The 18,079-nt window shown below is 60.7% G+C and carries 14 protein-coding genes and 2 pseudogenes; 9 read left to right on the forward strand and 7 right to left on the reverse strand.

The features are described 5' to 3' along the window. Positions 1-101: 101 nt before the first annotated feature. A complete protein-coding gene (locus ROS217_RS03425; protein WP_009816267.1) occupies positions 102-731 on the forward strand; it encodes an outer membrane protein in 630 nt (209 codons plus the stop codon). Positions 732-1,044: 313 nt separating this feature from the next. Further along, positions 1,045-1,638 (forward strand): outer membrane protein, encoded by a 594-nt coding sequence (locus ROS217_RS03430; RefSeq protein ID WP_009816268.1) that lies wholly within the window; start codon positions 1,045-1,047, stop codon positions 1,636-1,638. Positions 1,639-1,741: 103 nt separating this feature from the next. Here ROS217_RS03430 and hisG read toward each other — a convergent pair whose 3' ends face one another. Genes hisG through hisS form a run of 3 tightly spaced genes read right to left on the reverse strand, consistent with a single transcriptional unit; the run spans position 1,742 to position 4,991 of the window. Next, positions 1,742-2,437 carry an ATP phosphoribosyltransferase gene (gene hisG / locus ROS217_RS03435; protein WP_009816269.1) on the reverse strand — a complete coding sequence of 232 codons (696 nt, stop codon included), beginning with the start codon at positions 2,435-2,437 and terminating at the stop codon, positions 1,742-1,744. After that, the gene (locus tag ROS217_RS03440; RefSeq protein ID WP_009816270.1) at positions 2,434-3,519 is read right to left on the reverse strand and encodes an ATP phosphoribosyltransferase regulatory subunit; all 1,086 of its coding nucleotides are present in this window, start codon (positions 3,517-3,519) and stop codon (positions 2,434-2,436) included. The genes hisG and ROS217_RS03440 overlap by 4 nt, the downstream gene beginning before the upstream one ends. Beyond that, the gene (gene hisS / locus ROS217_RS03445) at positions 3,519-4,991 is read right to left on the reverse strand and encodes a histidine--tRNA ligase (protein ID WP_040651046.1); all 1,473 of its coding nucleotides are present in this window, start codon (positions 4,989-4,991) and stop codon (positions 3,519-3,521) included. The genes ROS217_RS03440 and hisS overlap by 1 nt, the downstream gene beginning before the upstream one ends. 109 nt (positions 4,992-5,100) lie before the next feature. Between hisS and ROS217_RS03450 the strand changes: the two genes are divergently transcribed. Continuing rightward, complete coding sequence (locus tag ROS217_RS03450; RefSeq protein ID WP_009816272.1) at positions 5,101-5,295, forward strand: SlyX family protein; 195 nt, start codon at positions 5,101-5,103, stop codon at positions 5,293-5,295. On the opposite strand, the gene dnaE is transcribed toward ROS217_RS03450, so the two are convergent. Beyond that, on the reverse strand, positions 5,292-8,792 hold the full coding sequence (gene dnaE, locus ROS217_RS03455) for a DNA polymerase III subunit alpha (protein ID WP_009816273.1): 3,501 nt from the start codon (positions 8,790-8,792) through the stop codon (positions 5,292-5,294). The two genes, ROS217_RS03450 and dnaE, sit on opposite strands and share 4 nt — an antisense overlap. A gap of 160 nt (positions 8,793-8,952) precedes the next feature. Between dnaE and ROS217_RS24295 the strand changes: the two are divergent. The 6 genes and pseudogenes from ROS217_RS24295 to ROS217_RS03480 all read left to right on the forward strand — a co-directional run. Continuing rightward, positions 8,953-10,619 (forward strand): annotated as a pseudogene (locus ROS217_RS24295) (molybdopterin cofactor-binding domain-containing protein); the annotation flags it as partial. Positions 10,620-10,706: 87 nt separating this feature from the next. Next, a pseudogene (locus tag ROS217_RS24300) lies at positions 10,707-11,111 on the forward strand (XdhC family protein); the annotation flags it as partial. Then, on the forward strand, positions 11,108-12,625 hold the full coding sequence (locus ROS217_RS03465) for an ABC transporter ATP-binding protein (RefSeq protein WP_009816276.1): 1,518 nt from the start codon (positions 11,108-11,110) through the stop codon (positions 12,623-12,625). The pseudogene ROS217_RS24300 and the gene ROS217_RS03465, both read left to right, overlap by 4 nt. Positions 12,626-12,718: 93 nt before the next feature. Further along, on the forward strand, positions 12,719-13,801 hold the full coding sequence (locus ROS217_RS03470) for an ABC transporter permease (protein ID WP_009816277.1): 1,083 nt from the start codon (positions 12,719-12,721) through the stop codon (positions 13,799-13,801). After that, on the forward strand, positions 13,801-14,721 hold the full coding sequence (locus ROS217_RS03475) for an ABC transporter permease (RefSeq protein WP_040651049.1): 921 nt from the start codon (positions 13,801-13,803) through the stop codon (positions 14,719-14,721). The genes ROS217_RS03470 and ROS217_RS03475 overlap by 1 nt, the downstream gene beginning before the upstream one ends. A 48-nt stretch (positions 14,722-14,769) precedes the next feature. Then, positions 14,770-15,843 (forward strand): BMP family ABC transporter substrate-binding protein, encoded by a 1,074-nt coding sequence (locus ROS217_RS03480; protein WP_009816279.1) that lies wholly within the window; start codon positions 14,770-14,772, stop codon positions 15,841-15,843. Between the two features lie 67 nt (positions 15,844-15,910). Here ROS217_RS03480 and ROS217_RS03485 read toward each other — a convergent pair whose 3' ends face one another. The 3 genes from ROS217_RS03485 to ROS217_RS03495 are packed head-to-tail and all read right to left on the reverse strand — an operon-like array spanning position 15,911 to position 17,966. Then, positions 15,911-16,531, reverse strand: a complete 621-nt coding sequence (locus ROS217_RS03485) for a class I SAM-dependent methyltransferase (RefSeq protein WP_040650332.1) — start codon at positions 16,529-16,531, stop codon at positions 15,911-15,913. 20 nt (positions 16,532-16,551) lie between these two features. Continuing rightward, entirely contained in the window at positions 16,552-17,307 is a 756-nt protein-coding gene (locus tag ROS217_RS03490; RefSeq protein ID WP_009816281.1) for a CDP-alcohol phosphatidyltransferase family protein, read from the reverse strand. Further along, complete coding sequence (locus ROS217_RS03495) at positions 17,304-17,966, reverse strand: phosphatidylserine decarboxylase (RefSeq protein ID WP_009816282.1); 663 nt, start codon at positions 17,964-17,966, stop codon at positions 17,304-17,306. Before ROS217_RS03495 ends, ROS217_RS03490 begins: the two co-directional genes overlap by 4 nt. Positions 17,967-18,079 lie beyond the last annotated feature (113 nt).

The following is an 18,079-nucleotide window of genomic DNA, read 5'->3' on the forward strand; positions in this document are numbered from 1 at the left end:
ACCCGCTCTTGATCCCCCGCGACGGCATCGTTCATTGCAGACGCACCCCGGACCGTTGATCCTGAACCCATCAGAGAATCTCGTCTGAAAGGATCAGTTTGATGCGTCCTCTCCTGCCGCTTCTCGCCACAACTACCCTTGCCGTTGCTGCGCCCGCCACGGCCGAAACCCCGCCAACGGCGTTTCAACAGCCCGTTCTCATCACCTTTGACGCCCCAAATGATACGCCCACCGCCAGCCTCTCGACCCAGAGCCGCCCGACGCTCAGCAGTTCCGCCAATTGGACCGGCTTTTACATCGGCGGTCAGCTTGGCGTGGGTGTTGTCGATAGCGACATCTCCAGCAACGACGAGGATTTCATCGGCGGTGTCACCTTTGGCTATGACCATGATTTCGGTCGTTGGGTGCTCGGAGGGGCGCTGGATTACGACTTCGCCGACATCAACGCGGGTCCCGGCACCTCGATCGAGGAAATCTTTCGCGTCAAACTGCGCGGTGGTCCCAAGATCGGCAACGGCCTGCTCTATGGCGCGGCCGGTTGGGCCAACGCCGATACAGACACCGCCGGACGCGATGATGGCTGGTTCATCGGTGCGGGCTACGAATACCTCGTCTCCAGTCAGTTTTCCGTGGGCGGCGAAGTGCTCTATCACGAGTTCGACAACTTCAACTCGACCGGCATCGATGTCGAGGCCACCACGATACAGGTCCGCGCCACTTTCCGCTTCTGATCGGCAGGGTCGCGCGGTCAATCGGGCGGGCGCGTCCTCCAGCGCGTCCGCCTACATCCCTTCAAGGGGCGCTGTAGAGGTATTCAACAGAGGGTTGCGTTTTCAACACATTGCCCTGCAAAAATCCGCCGAAAACTCTTTATTATCAGCATTTCCTTGCCACTTGCAGGCGTCTGAGCCGGTTGACGCGGTGGTATCCTTGTCCGGCAAGGCAAGAGAACCGATATGTTTCGAGACGGACGCAACCGTTTGTCTCCGGGCCGCCTCTCCTCCCTCGGCTCGGCCGACATAAACTGATCGAAAGGAAACCAAGATGCTGAAAACAACCACAGCGCTCATGACCGCAACCACCCTGCTGACTGCCCCGGCCTTCGCTGGCAACGTGCAAGAGCCCGTCGCCGAGCCCGTAATCGCGACCCCCGTTGCGCCCCCGGCCCCGACCAGCCCAAACTGGACCGGTTTCTACGGTGGTGGCCAGATTGGCTACGGTGATGTTGACACCAGCGCAGCCGGCGTCGAAGGCGACGGTCTGATTGGTGGTGTGATCGCCGGTTACGATTATGACTTCGGTAACAACTGGGTGGTCGGCGCAGGCCTCGACTATGACTTCGCCGACATCGACCTCGGCGGCGCAGCGTCGCTCGAAGAAGTCTTCCGTGCCAAGGCGCGCGCCGGTTACAAGATCGGCAACGGTCTGCTCTACGGGACCGGCGGCTACGCTTGGGCGGACACCGATACGTTCGGTGATGATGACGGCTATTTCGTCGGCGCAGGCTACGAGCACATGGTCACCGAAAACGTCTCGCTCGGTGGTGAGGTGCTCTATCACCAGTTCGACGATTTCGGCACCTCGGGTGCAGATGTTGATGCGACCACTGTTCAGGCGCGGGCGTCTTTCCGCTTCTGAGTCCGGTCCGACACCAAAGGTAGAGGGCGACCCATTGGGTCGCCCTTTCTCGTCCCGCACGACCGTACGGTGAGACCGCACAAACGTACGTTGCCATTAAACTTCAGTCCAGATCGAGCCGCTGTTTCAACGCCTTCAGCGTGTGCCGGTCGGTGGCCTCCATCGGGGCCACCCGAGACTTGAAGAGTGTCGCCTGTGACTTCAAGATCAGGCCATCTTCCAATATTTTCAAATGGTTAGCCCGCAGCGTGTCCCCGGTCGATGTGATATCCGCAATCGCCTCGGCGGTCTCATTCTTGACCGTGCCCTCAGTGGCCCCTTGACTGTCCACCAGCTGATAATCCGCCACCCCGTTTTCACGCAGGAAATCCCGCACCAAACGATGATATTTCGTGGCAATTCTCAAACGAAATCCGTGCTTTAGCCGGAACGCGGCGGCAGCTGCATCAAGGTCGTCCAAGTGGCTCACATCCACCCAACACCGCGGCACAGCAAGCACCAGATCGGCCTGCCCAAACCCCAGTTCCGCCAGTTCCGCCACTTGATTTTGCCATTGTCCCAGCTTTTCCCGGATCAGGTCCGTTCCCGTAACGCCCAAATGAATGCGTCCGGCGGCCAGTTCGCCTGGAATCTCCCCTGCGGACAAAAGGATTAGTTCAACATTATCAATGCCTTGAACAAACCCCGCATATTCACGATCCGATCCGGACCGCCCCAGCGTGATGCCGTGTCTGGCGAACCAGTCAAAGGTTTTTTCCATCAACCGCCCCTTGGACGGCACTCCGAGTTTCAGGGTCATGCCGCACCCCCAAGGTTCAGAATCAACCCCGGACGGATCACCCCACCCACTGCCGGAATCTCGCGGCCCCGACCCAACTGCCGGGTTAGCGCATCATAGCGTCCGCCAGTGGCGATAGGGGGCAGGTCAGGCCGATTTTCTGCATAGAAACCAAAGACAAAGCCGTCATAGTATTCCATCTGCGTGCGTCCATAACTGGCCTCGAAATCCAGTTTCGTGATGTCGATTCCGCGCTCTGTCATCGCCTCCAGACGTCGCCCCAGACGGTCTACAGCCCCTTGGATCGCGGGCATGTCCACCGCAATGTCGCGCAGCCGCTCTAGCGCGTTGTCACTGGTTTCGCGCACCGCAAGAATGGCATCCAACAACTGCACTTCAGAGGCAGAGATCGGCCCAGCCGTCACATCCTCTCGTAACGCATTGATTCGGTTTGCTATTTCATCCGGCCCTCGCAGCCCGATCAGGGGTTCGATCCCGGCCATTGGCTCTGCCGCCGCCAAGAGCGCGGAGCGTGGTTCGGGCACCACAGCCCGCCCCGAGAACCGATCCATCAAGGCTCGAAACCGTCGTGGTCGCCAGATGTGCCGCCTCAGGGCCGCCTTGCGCCGATCCGTGGTGCGCAGCCCTTCTACAGCAGCCATCAATATCCCGATATCCCCCGTCGCCGCACGCAAACCAAGTGGACGCAGGATGTTGAAAAACATAGAGAAAACCTCTGTGTCCGCCGCTTCTGGCGCATTGCGCTCAAAGATTTCATAGCCGACTTGGATATACTCATTGGCCCGTTGAGCGTCCTCTTCCTGACGCCGAAAAACCTCGCCGGAATAGGTATAGCGCGCAGGTTCCGCCCCATGCTCCATATGCATCTGCACCACCGGCACGGTGAAATCGGGGCGCAGCATCTGCTCCCCCCGCAGCGCGTCCGAGGTCACATAGGCCCGCGCGCGGATATCCTCGCCGTAGAGGTCCAACAGCACCTCTGCGGGTTGCAGGACAGAGGTTTCGACAGGCAATGCACCTGCCGCCTCAAACAGAGCACGCAGACGCGCGGCCTCGGCCCGGATCGCGGCACGCTCCGGCATCACCCGCGCTCCGCCAGAATTTCACGCACCTTTTCAACGAGTTGCGCGCGAGGCACTTCATATTGGCTGGGCCGTTCTTTCCATTCCTCAACCGTCGCATTTTCGGCAATCTGCGCCCCAAGGATCAGGTCCTTGATCTGCACCACGCCTTTCTCGAATTCATCACCCCCGGCAATAACGGCCACCGGAGCGCCGCGCCGGTCAGCATATTTCATCTGATTTCCGAAACTCTTGGGGTTGCCGAGATACACCTCGGCGCGAATGCCCGCCTGACGCAACGCGCCGACCATCGCCTGATAATCCGCCATCCGGTCACGGTCCATCACGGTCACAACCACCGGGCCACGCTCCGCGCCACCGATCTTGCCCTTGGCATGCAGCGCGGCAAGCAGGCGGTCAACGCCGATGGAAACACCGACGGCAGGCACCTGCTGCCCGGTAAAGCGCGCGACGAGATCGTCATACCGCCCGCCGCCGGCGACTGAGCCAAACTGGCGGGGACGACCTTTTTCATCAACGATTTCAAAGGTTAACTCCGCCTCGAACACCGGGCCGGTATAATAGCCAAGCCCGCGCACGACCGAGGGGTCGATCACGATGCGGTCGGGGCTATAGCCTTGGGCCTCCAGCAGCGTGGCGATTTCTTCGAGCTCGTCGACGCCCCGAGTGCCAATCTCCGAGCCGCCCACCGCTGCGCGCAGGTTAGACAAGGTTTCAGGGGCATCGCGGCCCTTCGATGTCAGAAAAGCCAGCACGGGTGCCGCGTGGTCATCCGACAAGCCCACACCATCAATATAGGCCCCAGACGCATCCAGCCGCCCCTTGCCCAACAACTCGCGCACGCCGCTTTCGCCCACCTTGTCGAACTTGTCGATGGTGCGCAGGACGGCGGCCTGTTGGTCAGGTTCAGTGACGCCCGTCGCCTCCAGAACCCCATTCAGCACTTTGCGGTTATTCACCCGCACCACATAGTCGCCGCGCTCGATCCCCACCTCTTCCAGCGCATCGGCCAGCATCGCGCAGATCTCGGCATCCGCCGCCATCGACGCTGTCCCCACGGTATCCGCATCGCATTGATAAAACTGACGAAACCGGCCCAGTCCCGGCTTTTCATTGCGCCAGACCGGCCCCATCGCATAGCGCCGATAAGGCGTCGGTAGATCGTTGCGGTGCTGAGCATAAACGCGCGCCAAGGGCGCAGTCAGGTCATAGCGCAGCGCCAGCCATTTCTCGTCCTCGTCCTGCCAGGCAAAGACCCCCTCATTGGGTCGATCCACATCGGGCAGGAACTTGCCCAAGGCTTCGACTGTCTCCACAGCACTCGATTCCAGGGCATCAAACCCATACCGATGATAGACCCCGGCAATCGCATTCAGCATCGCGGCGCGCGTCGTGACCTCTGCGCCGAAATAATCGCGGAAACCCTTGGGCGTTTCGGCCTTGGGGCGGGGCTCTTTTTTGGGCTTGGCCATGGCATGCGTCCTTGCGGCATCTGTCGTGGCGCGGTCTAGCCCAAGGGCCGCGCCGGGGCAAGGCGGCTGCGCGATTGACCGTGAGCGCATCCGCGCGTAATGCCATGCCATGACCGATATCGAAGAAAAACTGGCCCACCTGATCCGCACGGTCGATGACCTGTCGGATGTCATCGCACGCCAAGACCGCGAGATTGACCGCCTGCGCCTGCGGGTCGAAATGCTGCTCGCACGCGAAGCGGCGAGGCAGGGCGAGAGCGACGGCGGCGTGATCCTAGGCGACGAGCGCCCGCCGCATTATTAGATTTCTTCCACCATCACCACGCCGGTCAGGGTCTTGATTGCCCCCTTGATCTGCGGCGTCACCGGATATTCCGCGCCGCTGTCGATCTCGACCTCGCCGGGCAGGCCTGCCCCCATCAGGCAGAAATGGATCGGGCCGGGGCGCGCCCCGCGCGCGGATTGGCTAGCCCCCTGCAACACCGCAGCGACCGAACCAATCGCCCCCGGCTGATCCACGAAAATCCGCAGGCCCACCGCGCCAGCCCCTGCCACCATCCCATCAATCGGTTGTACGGCACGACAGAGAAGTTTCAACTGATCGGCTTCCATCGTGGCTTCTGCGGTGATTACCACCTGTGCGCCCGTCTCGAGAAACTCGCGGCACTTCTCAAGCGTATCCGAGAATATCGTCACCTCGAAGCTGCCGGTGGTATCGCTGAGCTGCGCAAAGGCAAATCGGTTGCCGCGCGCCGATTTCCGCTCTTGTCGCCCGGCGACGACCCCGGCCATCTTGACCAGTGCCGGACCGCGTTCGGCCTGCGCTGTCACCTCGTCCAGTGTCTTGACGTCCTGCCGCCGCAGCACAGTCATGTAGTCGTCAAGCGGATGCCCCGAGAGGTAAAAGCCCACGGCCTTGAATTCCTCGGTCAGTCGTTCGGCGGGCAGCCAATCGTCAACGGGCGCAAGGCGCGGCTCGGGTAGATCATCTCCCGCCTCGCCAAAGAGCGAGACCTGATTGGAATTCTTCTGCTCGTGGATCGCCGCTGAATAGCTCATCAGCGCCTCGATACTCTCGAACACGCGGCGGCGGTTGCGGTCGAGCGCATCAAACGCCCCGGCGCGCGCCAGCATTTCGAGCGGGCGCTTGCCCACCCGCTTGAGATCGACCCGCTGCGCCACATCGTAGAGCGTAGCAAAGGACCGGTCGCTCCGTCCTGCCGTGATCAGCTTCATCGCCTCAACACCCACATTCTTGAGCGCGCCAAGCGCGTAGTGCAGCACGCCATCCCGCACGTCGAACGTGGCCTCGGAGTGGTTGACGCAGGGCCCGGCCCAATCCAGACCCAGCCCCTTTTTCACCTCTTGAAAATATACCGCCAGCTTGTCGGTCAGGTGGATATCGCAATTCATCACACCGGCCATGAACTCGACCGGGTGATTTGCCTTGAGCCAGGCGGTCTGATAGCTGACCACCGCATAGGCCGCCGCGTGGGATTTGTTGAAGCCGTAGTTGGCAAACTTCTCAAGCAAGTCAAAGACTTCACTGGCTTTTCTCTTGTTGACCCCGTTCTCCATCGCGCCCTTTTCGAATTTCGGGCGCTCCTTGGCCATCTCTTCGGCGATCTTCTTGCCCATGGCGCGGCGCAAAAGGTCAGCACCGCCAAGGGAATAGCCCGCCATCACCTGCGCGATCTGCATCACCTGTTCCTGATAGACGATGATGCCTTGGGTTTCCTCTAGGATATAGTCAATCGACGGGTGGATCGATTCGAGCTCTTTGAGGCCATTCTTTACCTCGCAATAGGTTGGGATATTCTCCATCGGACCGGGGCGGTAGAGCGCCACAAGGGCCACGATATCCTCGATGCAGGTCGGCTTCATGCGCTTGAGCGCATCCATCATGCCGCTGGATTCCACCTGGAACACCGCTACCGTCTTGGCACTGGCATAAAGCCGGTAGGATTTCTCATCATCCAGAGGGATCGCGCCGATATCGTATTCGAACCCCTCGGGCGGCTGGTATAGCTCGGTCCCATCCGCCGCCACGTTCAGCGGACGGCCGGTCTTGCGGATCATATCCACCGCGTTCTGGATCACCGTCAGTGTCTTGAGGCCCAAAAAGTCGAACTTGACCAGACCTGCCTGTTCCACCCATTTCATGTTGAACTGCGTGGCAGGCATGTCCGAGCGCGGGTCCTGGTAGACCGGCACCAGCTCATCGAGCGGCCGGTCGCCGATGACCACGCCGGCGGCATGGGTCGAGGCATTGCGCAACAGCCCTTCCACTTGCTGGGCATAGGTCAGGAGGCGGTCAACAACCTCTTCGTTCTTGGCCTCTTCGCGCAGACGCGGCTCGTCGGCCAAGGCCTTTTCGATGCTCACCGGTTTGACGCCTTCGACCGGGATCATCTTGGACAGGCGGTCCACCTGCCCATAGGGCATTTGCAACACGCGGCCGATGTCGCGCACGGCAGCCTTGGACAAGAGGGCCCCAAAGGTGATGATCTGGCCCACCCGGTCACGACCATATTTTTCCTGCACGTATTGGATCACCTCCTCGCGGCGATCCATGCAAAAGTCGATGTCAAAGTCGGGCATGCTAACCCGCTCCGGATTCAGGAACCGCTCAAAGAGCAGGCTGTAACGCAGCGGATCAAGGTCGGTGATGGTCAGCGCATAGGCCACCAGACTGCCCGCGCCCGAGCCACGACCCGGACCGACTGGAATATCTTGATCCTTGGCCCATTTGATGAAATCGGCCACGATCAGGAAATAGCCGGGAAAGCCCATGCCCTCGATGATGCCAAGCTCGAATTCGAGCCGTTCCTCATATTCCTCAACTGGGGCGGCATGGGGGATTACGGCCAAGCGTGACTGGAGTCCGGCGCGCGCCTGCCGACGCAATTCCTCGACCTCGTCATCGGCGAACTTTGGCAGAATTGGATCACGCTTATAGCAACCAAAGGCGCAGCGCGTGGCAATCTCTACAGAATTCTCCAACGCTTCTGGCAGGTCGGCAAAGAGGGCGGCCATTTCGTCCTGGCTTTTGAAGTAGTGCTGTGGGGTCAAGCGACGGCGCGGCGCGCTTTGATCGACATAGGCGCCATCAGCCACGCAAAGCATCGCATCATGCGCCTCATACATGTCCGATTTTGGGAAATAGACATCGTTGGTGGCGACAAGCGGCAGACCCATCGCATAGGCCATCTCTATGTGCCCACGCTCTGTCAAACGCTCAGCCTCCGGCGCACCGCCGTCGCTGGGGTGACGCTGCAACTCGACATAGAGCCGGTCGCCGAACGCCCGCATCAAACGCTGCATCAGCGCCTCCGCCCCTGGACGCTGGCCAGCCTGCAAGAGACGCCCCACCGGACCATCTGGTCCGCCGCTCAGGCAGATCACACCTTCGGCATGGCGCTTCAATTCGCTCAGCGTCACATGCGGCAGACTGCCGTCGCCGCGCAGGTAGAGGCACGAGTTGAGCTTCATCAGGTTCTCATAGCCGCGCTCGTTCTGCCCAAGCAGGACCAGAGGCGCTGGTGGCTTTGTGCGTTCACCAGGCGCGAGCGCTATGTAGTCCAGATCGATCTGACACCCCATGATCGGCTGCACGCCTGCCCCTTGCGCGCTGACTGAAAACTCCAGTGCGGCAAACATGTTGTTGGTGTCGGTGACGGCAACGGCGGGCATGCCTGCCGCTGCACAGAGGCTTGGCAGCTTTTTCAGCCGTATCGCCCCTTCGAGCAAGGAGTATTCGGTATGCACGCGGAGGTGAATGAATCGGGGACTGGTGCTCATGTCGTCACCCTAGCGCCGGGTGCGGTTGAACAAAAGACTTGCCAAACCATCCGCCCCCCGCTTTCATCGAGAAAAGACATAGCAAGCCCGCCGCCTTCTACGCCGCATCGAAGGTCAGGCAGCATGGGGCAGGGATCGGTAACGCGGCAGGCACCGGCTCATGAACCTCACGTTTCTTCTCAACGGAGAGACCGTGGCGCTGCGGGATGTGGCCGCGACGACAACCCTGCTCGACTTGCTGCGCGAGACGCGGGGCCTCACCGGCACCAAGGGAGGCTGCAACGAGGGCGATTGCGGCGCCTGCACGGTGAACGTCGTGTTGACCGCCACAGACCTGCCGCAGGGGGCCGATTGCTCGCCCTCGGCCCATGACGAACCACTCTTGTGCACTGGTGACGTGCACTATCACGGCCAGCCGCTCTTTCTCGTCGTCGCCACCAGCCAATTGGCCGCGCGCCGGGGCAATATCCGCTATGCAGAGGCGACGCCGATCCTGACCATCGACGCCGCACTGGCCGCCAATAGCCGCTTCGAAGACGGTCCGCGCATCTGGCAAAGAGGGGATGCCACTGCGGCCATCGTGGAGGCCCCTCACGGGATCGACGGCGTGATCGAGGTGCAACACAAGGTGGCAGAGGCCACCGGGCGGCTGACCGGGGTGGAATTCGTCCACTACGCCCGCTGCGGCTGGTCGCAGGATCTGTCGCTGCCGGTGGCCGACCGGGCCATGCTGCATGCCGACAACGCCTATCACTGCCTGCCGTGCGGATCGAAAGCCATCGGTTGCGCACCAACACGGCCTCTGCCACCGCGTTTCGCGGCTTTGGCGGGCCACAGGGCATGCTGGGCATCGAGCGGGTGATGGATCATGTGGCCCATGCGCTCGGGCTTGACCCGCTGGCGGTGCACCAACGCAACTCCTATGCCGCAAGCGCGGGAGGGGGGCTGTCTGCCCCCCGCGCTGCGCGCGCCCCCGAAGGCATTTCGGGTCAGATGAACCCGCAAGTCACGCCCTACGGGCAGGAGGTTGCGGATTTCATCCTGCACGAGATGACCGAGCGGCTCGTGGACACCTCTGACTATTGCGCGCGGCGGGTAGCGGTGGCCGCGTGGAACGCCCACAACCCGGTGTTGAAGAAGGGGCTGGCGCTCACGCCGGTCAAGTTCGGAAGTTCCTTTACGCTCAGCCATCTCAATCAGGCAGGGGCTTTGGTGCATGTCTATCAGGACGGCTCGGTCCATCTCAACCATGGTGGGACCGAGATGGGGCAGGGGTTGTTTCAAAAGGTGGCACAGGTGGCAACCGCAGGCTTTGGCCTGTCGTTGGATGCGATCAAGATGACCGCGACGGATACCGCCCAAGTGCCCAACACCTCGGCCACGGCGGCAAGTTCCGGCAGCGATCTCAACGGCATGGCCGTCAAGGCGGCGTGCGAAACGATCCGGCAGCGGATGGCTGAGTTTCTGGCACGGCATCACGGCGTTCCGCCAGACGCGGTGCAGTTCGCCGGGGGCATGGTGCAGATTGGCACGCAACGCCTGAGTTTCGCCGCAGCCGCCAAGTTCTGCTACGAGCAGCGCATCAGCCTGTCCGCGGCCGGGTCCTACAAGACGCCCGATCTCGCATGGGATCGGATCAAGGGCGAAGGGCGGCCATTCTACTATTTCGCCTTTGGTGCCGCCGTGACCGAGTTGGTGGTGGACGGGCTGAGTGGTGAGAACCGCATCCTGCGCGCCGACATCCTGCATGATTGCGGCGCCTCGCTCAATCCTGCGCTCGACATCGGGCAGACCGAGGGCGGTTATGTGCAGGGGGCAGGCTGGCTGATCGAGCGCCTGTTGCCGATGCGCCCGGTGGTGATCCATGGCGCAGGGCATATCGGACGCGCCTTGGCTGGGATTCTGGCCCCCGTGCCCAGCGTGGCGATTATGCTGGCTGATTCACGACCTGCCCTGCTCTGTGACCTGTCGGCGCAGATCACGCCCTGCGCCGATCCGTTTGCGGCCATCACCATTGCCCCCGATGATGCAGCTCATGTCGTTGTAACCCATGATCATGCGCTTGATCTGGAACTTTGCCATCGTCTTTTGTTGCGGTCATTTGGGAGCGTGGGATTGATCGGCTCGGCGAGCAAATGGGCGCGGTTTCAGCAGAGATTGGCAGCGCTCGGGCACTCGGATGCCCAGATTTCTCGCTTTTCCTGTCCGATTGGTGATCCCCGTTTAGGCAAACATCCACAGGCCATTGCGCTTGGCGTTGCGGCTGCGCTACTGAAAGAGCCGGATACCAAGGCCCAAGACCGAAGGAGAACCGCGTGACAGGCGATTTGCTGACCGTCTCGGGCTTGACCAAGGCCTATCCGGGGGTTGTCGCGAATGACGCCGTGTCCTTTGTCATCCGCGAGGGCGAGGTGCATGCGCTCTTGGGCGAAAATGGCGCGGGTAAATCGACCTTGGTCAAGATGATCTATGGCCTTGTAAAGCCCGACAGCGGAGTGATGACCTTGCGTGGCGCGCCCTATGCGCCGCCTGATCCTCACCGCGCGCGAACATCGGGCGTGGCGATGGTGTTCCAGCATTTCTCGCTCTTCGAGGCCATGAACGTTGCCGAGAATGTTGCACTTGGGATGGAAAACCCTCCGCCCCTTCGCGATCTGGCGGCTAGGATTCGGGACGTATCCGAGACCTATGGCCTGCCACTTGATCCACATCGGATCGTGGGGGATCTCTCGGCGGGGGAACGGCAACGCGTGGAGATTATTCGCTGTCTTTTGCAGAGTCCGCGCCTGTTGATCATGGATGAACCCACGTCGGTGCTCACTCCGCAAGAGGTCGGTATCTTGTTTCAAACTCTGCGCAAGCTGACGGCTGAAGGTGTGGCCATCCTTTACATCTCGCATAAACTGGAAGAGATCCGCGCCCTGTGCGATCATGCCACGATCCTGCGTCAGGGGCGCAATGTGGGGACCTGTGTGCCGCGCGACACCCCCGCGCGCGCGATGGCGGAAATGATGGTGGGTTCAGCCTTTGCCGCTCCGGCTCGAACCGATCGCGAGATGGGGGCCGTCGCGTTGGAAGTGGCTGACCTGTCGGTTGCAGCGACGGGACAGTTTGGCACGTCCCTTAGAGCTGTTACCTTTGCAGTCCGCGCCGGGGAGGTACTTGGAATTGGTGGTGTCGCGGGCAATGGACAGGATGAATTACTTGCCGCGCTCTCGGGTGAAATGCCGGTCGCGGCGGGGGCAGTCCGATTGTGGGGGGAACCCATCGGGCAAATGGGGCCGGCGGCGCGCCGTGTCCTTGGCCTTTTGACCGCGCCAGAGGAACGACTGGGCCACGCGGCGGCCCCTGATATGAGCCTGACGGAAAACGCGATCCTAACGGCAGCTGCCCGTGAGCATCTGATGCATCGCGGCTTTCTCAGATGGGGCGCGGCAGAGGCCTTTACCCGGCGGATCATTTCGGCGTTTGACGTCCGCACACCGGGACCAAGCACTGCTGCGCGGGCTTTGTCCGGGGGAAACTTGCAAAAGTTCGTTATCGGCAGAGAAGTCTTGCAGCGACCTGAGGTTCTGGTCGTCAACCAGCCGACATGGGGGGTTGATGCGGCAGCGGCAGCGGCGATCCGTCAGGCGCTGCTGGATCTCGCGGCGGGTGGCGCAGCCGTGATTTGCATCAGTCAGGACCTTGATGAACTGATGGAAATCTCTGACCGGTTCGGCGCATTGAATGAAGGACGACTGTCCGAGATACAGTCCACGCATGGCCTCAGTGTCGAGGCGGTCGGATTGATGATGGGTGGCGCACATGGCATGGAGGTGGCGCATGTGTGATCCGTCAAATTTGAGTGTATACAGAACGATGAAAGGGCAAGACTTGTCCTCTTTCTTTAACCTGCGTGAGCCCGAACGCACAGCAGGGGTCACATGCTGAAGCTCGAAAAGCGCCCGCAGCCCTCGCGGCTCTGGACCTGGGTCACGCCGATATTGGCGGTGGTGATCACCATGCTTGCCGGTGGCGCACTCTTTGCAGCTTTGGGGCAAGATCCGGTTGAAGCAATCTCAACAATTTTCTGGCAGCCGCTCTTTGGCGAGTTTGCATTCTATTACCGCCCACAGCTTCTGATCAAAGGCGCTCCGTTGGTGCTCATCGCCATTGGCCTCAGTCTCGGATTTCGCGCGGGCATTTGGAATATCGGAGCCGAGGGGCAATATATCGTAGGCGCACTCGCAGGTGCGGGCGTTGGGCTGGCGTTCTATCCGACAGAGAGTTGGGTAATCTTTCCACTGATGGTGCTCGCGGGCGCGATCGGGGGCTGGGTTTGGGGGACAATTCCGGCCCTTCTCAAGCTGAAATTTGGCACCAATGAAATCCTTGTCTCGTTGATGCTGGTCTATGTAGCAGAGCAATTGCTGGCCGCGATGGCGCTCGGGTTGATGAAGAACCCTGAGGGACGCGGGTTCCCCGGGTCACGCAATTTTCGGCAGTATGAGAGCGCCCATAATGCAGAACTGATCACCGGCACAGGCATGCATTGGGGGGTTGTTGCTGCGATGATCGCGGTGATACTGGCCTATGTCCTGCTCAGTCGTCACATCTTGGGCTATCATATTCGGCTTGCGGGTCAGGCTCCCAAGGCGGCCCGTTTCGCGGGTGTGCGCTCTGCACGGCTGATCCTGTTCTGTTTGGGCACGTCGGGCGCTTTGGCAGGATTGGCGGGAATGTTCGAGGTATCTGGACCTGCTGGTCAAGTGAGCATTGATTTCAACGTTGGGTATGGGTTCACTGCGATCATCGTGGCCTTTCTGGGTCGGTTGCACCCTTTAGGTATTCTCTTGGCCGGCACCCTGTTGGCCTTGACCTATATCGGCGGCGAGTTGGCGCAATCCAACATGGGCCTGCCCGCCGCCGCCATCCAACTCTTTCAAGGGATGCTGCTGTTTTTCCTGTTGGCGGTGGACGTGCTGACCAATTTTCGCGTCCGGCTCTCACGACCGGAGGTGGCATGATGATCTTGTCTTCTATTGATCCGGTGCTGCTTCTGGCTTCGCTCATGGTCGCTTCTACCCCGATCCTGCTCGCGGCCTTGGGTGAGTTGGTGGTCGAGCGGGCAGGCGTGCTCAACCTTGGGGTTGAGGGGATGATGATCACGGGCGCCATCTGCGGTTTTGCAATGGCGGTGAATACAGGCTCGCCGCTTGTCGGATTTATCGCAGCCGCCGCAGGGGGGGCCGTGCTGGCGCTTCTCTTCGCGCTTTTGACGCAATTTGCTTTGGCCAATCAGGTGGCAAGTGGCCTTGCGCTGACACTCTTTGGCCTTGGCCTCTCGTCCCTGCTTGGGCAAGGCTATGTCGGGATAAAGCCACCACCTACCGCGCGGCTCGACCTGCCCATCCTGAGCGATCTGCCCTTGGTCGGCAGGGTGCTCTTTTCCCATGACCTGATGGTCTATTTCGCCCTAGCCCTTGTGGCTCTGGTCTGGGCGCTCTTGAAATACACGCGCGCCGGGCTGATCCTGCGCGCGGTGGGCGAGAACCATGAGGCCGCCCACGCGCTTGGCTACAAGGTGGTGCGCATCCGTATTCTGGCGATCCTGTTTGGCGGGGCTTGCGCCGGGCTTGGGGGCGCCTACCTGAGCCTTGTTCGTGTGCCGCAATGGACTGAAGGCATGACCTCTGGTGCGGGCTGGATCGCACTGGCGCTCGTGGTCTTTGCCTCTTGGAAGGCCGGACGGGTTCTACTGGGGGCCTGGCTCTTTGGCGGGGTTTCAGTGCTGCAACTCAATCTGCAGGCTGCGGGCCTTGCCATTCCGGTCGAATATCTTTCCATGTCGCCCTACTTGATCACCATCCTCGTGCTGGTCATCATGTCGGCAGACAAATCCCGCGCGCCCGCCTCACTGGGCCGCATCTTTCACGCCTCGCAATAAGATCACACCAAAAGATCACACCAAAAAATCACAACAGGGAGACCCCGAATGAAACTCACGCATCTACTGACCTCAGCCGCCTTGGCGCTTGGTCTGGCAAGCGCCGCCGTGGCGCAGGACAAGACCAAAGTCGGCTTTATCTACGTGGGCCCCATCGGTGATGGCGGCTGGACCTATGAGCATGACAAGGGGCGTCTGGCGGTTGAGGCGCATTTCGGCGATGCCGTCGAAACCGTCTATCAAGAGAGCGTGCCCGAGGGTGCCGATGCCGAGCGCGCCATCACGCAGATGGCGTTGCAGGGCGCGGACCTGATCTTCACCACCTCCTTTGGCTTTATGGAGCCGACGCTGGCGGTGGCCGAGAAATTCCCGGATGTGAAATTCGAGCATGCCACCGGCTACAAGACGCTGCCCAATGTCTCGACCTATTCCGCCCGTTTCTACGAGGGGCGCGCGGTGCAGGGCCATATCGCGGGCAAGATGACCAAGTCGAACATCGTGGGCTATATCGCCTCTTACCCCATCCCCGAGGTCATTCGCGGTATCAACTCGGCCTATATCCATGCGAAAAAGGTCAACCCGGATGTCGAGTTCAAGATCATCTGGGCCTACACATGGTTTGATCCCGCCAAAGAGGCCGACGCCGCCACCGCGCTGATCGAGCAGGGTGCCGATGTGATCCTGCAACACACCGATTCCACCGCCCCACAGGCCGCCGCCGAGAAGGCGGGCAATGTCGTGACCTTCGGGCAGGCCTCGGACATGAGCGAATACGCCCCGTTCCCGCGCGTGTCGTCGATCATCGACAACTGGGCGCCCTATTACATCGCCCGCACGCAGGCGGTGATGGATGGCACCTGGGAGAGCACGCAGACATGGGACGGCATCGGGCCGGGTATGGTCGGCATTGGTGAGATTTCCGATGCGGTGCCCGCTGAGGTGAAGGAAGAGGCGCTGGCGCTCAAGGCTGCCATGGCCGACGGCAGCTATCACCCCTTCAGCGGCCCGCTCAACAAGCAAGATGGCAGTGTCTGGCTGGCAGAGGGTGCTGTGGCAGATGACGGCACACTGCTAGGCATGGATTTCTACGTCGAAGGGCTGACCGGCGAGATCCCCAACTGAGTAGCTGAAACCCAAAGCATCATGGCCCCGCCAGCCTAGGCGGGGCTTCTATTTCCTGTGTATGGCGTCAGTTTAAACGTTTCTCTAGGACCAAGAGCGTCATCATGCTCATTGGTGGCAACTCTCGGCGCTCGATCACGCGGAGGCGCGGATCTTGCAACACGCTCTCGATTTCGAAATCCGAATGCCACCCAAGCAGATTTTCGAGCGGCGCTGCCGCCCGTGCCAAACCTGCCCACACGCCGCGTTCATGCTTGAAATGGTTGGTTATGATCACCTGACCACCGGGGCGCAACACGCGCGCGATCTCTGACATGACTGCCTCAGGCTCCGGCACGACCGAAAGCACATGCATCGCCGCCACCATGTCAAAGGTGTTGTCCTCAAAATCCAGACGTCGCGCATCCATTTGATGCAGAGAGCCCACATGGTTAAGGTCATGCCGTGCCACCCGCGCACGCGCCTTGCGCAACATTTCCTCGCTGTAATCTATGCCAGTCACCCGCAGCGCACGGTCATAAGCCTCTAAGGAAAGACCAGTGCCAACACCGACTTCAAGCACATGACCGCCACGGTCGTTGATATGGCGCACTGCGGCACGACGTCCCGCATGGGTTATCCGACCGAAAGTCGCGTCATAAACCGGTGCCCATCGGGCATAGGAATTTCGTACCGCGTCAAGATCCATTGCTAACCTTTCCGAATTCTTCAGTCAGAGCCTTCACCGGGATACCAGACCAATGCCGCCCAGATTACGACTGCGACATAGGCCAGACACATTACGATCAACGCAGCCCAAGTGAAGATTACGAGAGCGGCAGCCACGCAGGCAAAGGCGAGAAGGAAGAATTTAACATTCTCCCGCGAAATCTTGGTCCGTTTGAAGGACCACACCGGTACTGGCGAGATCATCAAGAGGCCGACCCCGGCCATGTAAATTCCAACGATTAAAGCCGGAGGGTGTGGTAGTCCCGGAACCGCAAAGGTCACAAACATCGGCAGCATCGCCAGGAGCGCGCCTGCTGGGGAAGGCAAGCCTTGAAAATAGGCTCCGGACCCGCCTTTGGCGCCCTCTTCCCTAGAGCTTACGTTAAACCGCGCCAATCGCATCACGCAGCAGACTGCAAAGAAGAGCACTGCAATCCAGCCCGCTTGGCGAGTGTCCTGTAGACCCCAATAATAAATCACCAGCGGCGCGGCGACGCCGAAATTGACGAAATCCGCCAACGAATCGAGTTCTGCGCCCATGGCGCTCGAACTCCGCAAGAGCCGTGCGAGACGACCATCAAGACCGTCAAGCACACCAGCGATAAGCAAAAGCTGCACCGCGCGCACATAATCGCCCTGCACACCTAACCGGATAGCCGTGACGCCCGCACAGATCGCAGCAACGGTCAACATGTTCGGCAGGAGTTGCGCCAGAGTGACCTCTTTGCGTGCCTTCGGCTCCGGCTCTGGGGTCATTTGTCCAACTCCGCGATCACGGTTTCGCCGGCGACCATGGTCTGACCTACGCGCACACTTGGAGACACGCCTTCGGGCAGATAGACATCAAGACGTGAGCCAAAGCGGATCAGACCGAAGCGTTCCCCGCGTCCAAGATGGGTGCCGGGCTTTACGAAACAGACAATCCGCCGGGCCACGAGACCTGCGATTTGCACCACAGGCAAGAGCCGCCCGTCCGCCATCTCGATTACCACGCCGTTGCGTTCGTTATCCGCGCTCGCCTTGTCGAGCGAGGCGTTGAAGAACTTGCCGGGACGATACGCAACAGCGCTGACCCTGCCAGCGACGGGCGCGCGGTTGATGTGGCAGTTAAAGACGCTCATGAACACGCTGACACGGGTCAGAGGAGTGGCAGGTAGTCCCAACTCGGTGGGTGGCACTGCCGGTTCAATCAGGGACACAATCCCATCGGCTGGGCTGATGATCAGGCCGGGGCGTTCTGGGGTCACGCGCTCGGGGTCGCGAAAGAAATAGTAGCACCAGACAGTGAGGCCCGCGCCGATCCAGCCCAGAACATCCCAGATCATGAAAAGCCCGAGAGTGACGAGCGCAAAGATCGCCACGAACTTGCGCCCCTCAGGGTGCATCGGCTTGATGAAGGTTTCATGCATTTTCATGCGGTGGCGCTCCTTGCGGCGATATCAGTCATCCTTAACCGCCTAAGGCCCCAGTCTTCAACATGCAAGGTGACAGCTTTTCTTTGCCGCATCTGCGTGGCAATCTCTGCCGT

Source organism: Roseovarius sp. 217 (assembly GCF_000152845.1).
In the GTDB taxonomy this organism is placed as follows: Bacteria; Pseudomonadota; Alphaproteobacteria; order Rhodobacterales; family Rhodobacteraceae; genus Roseovarius.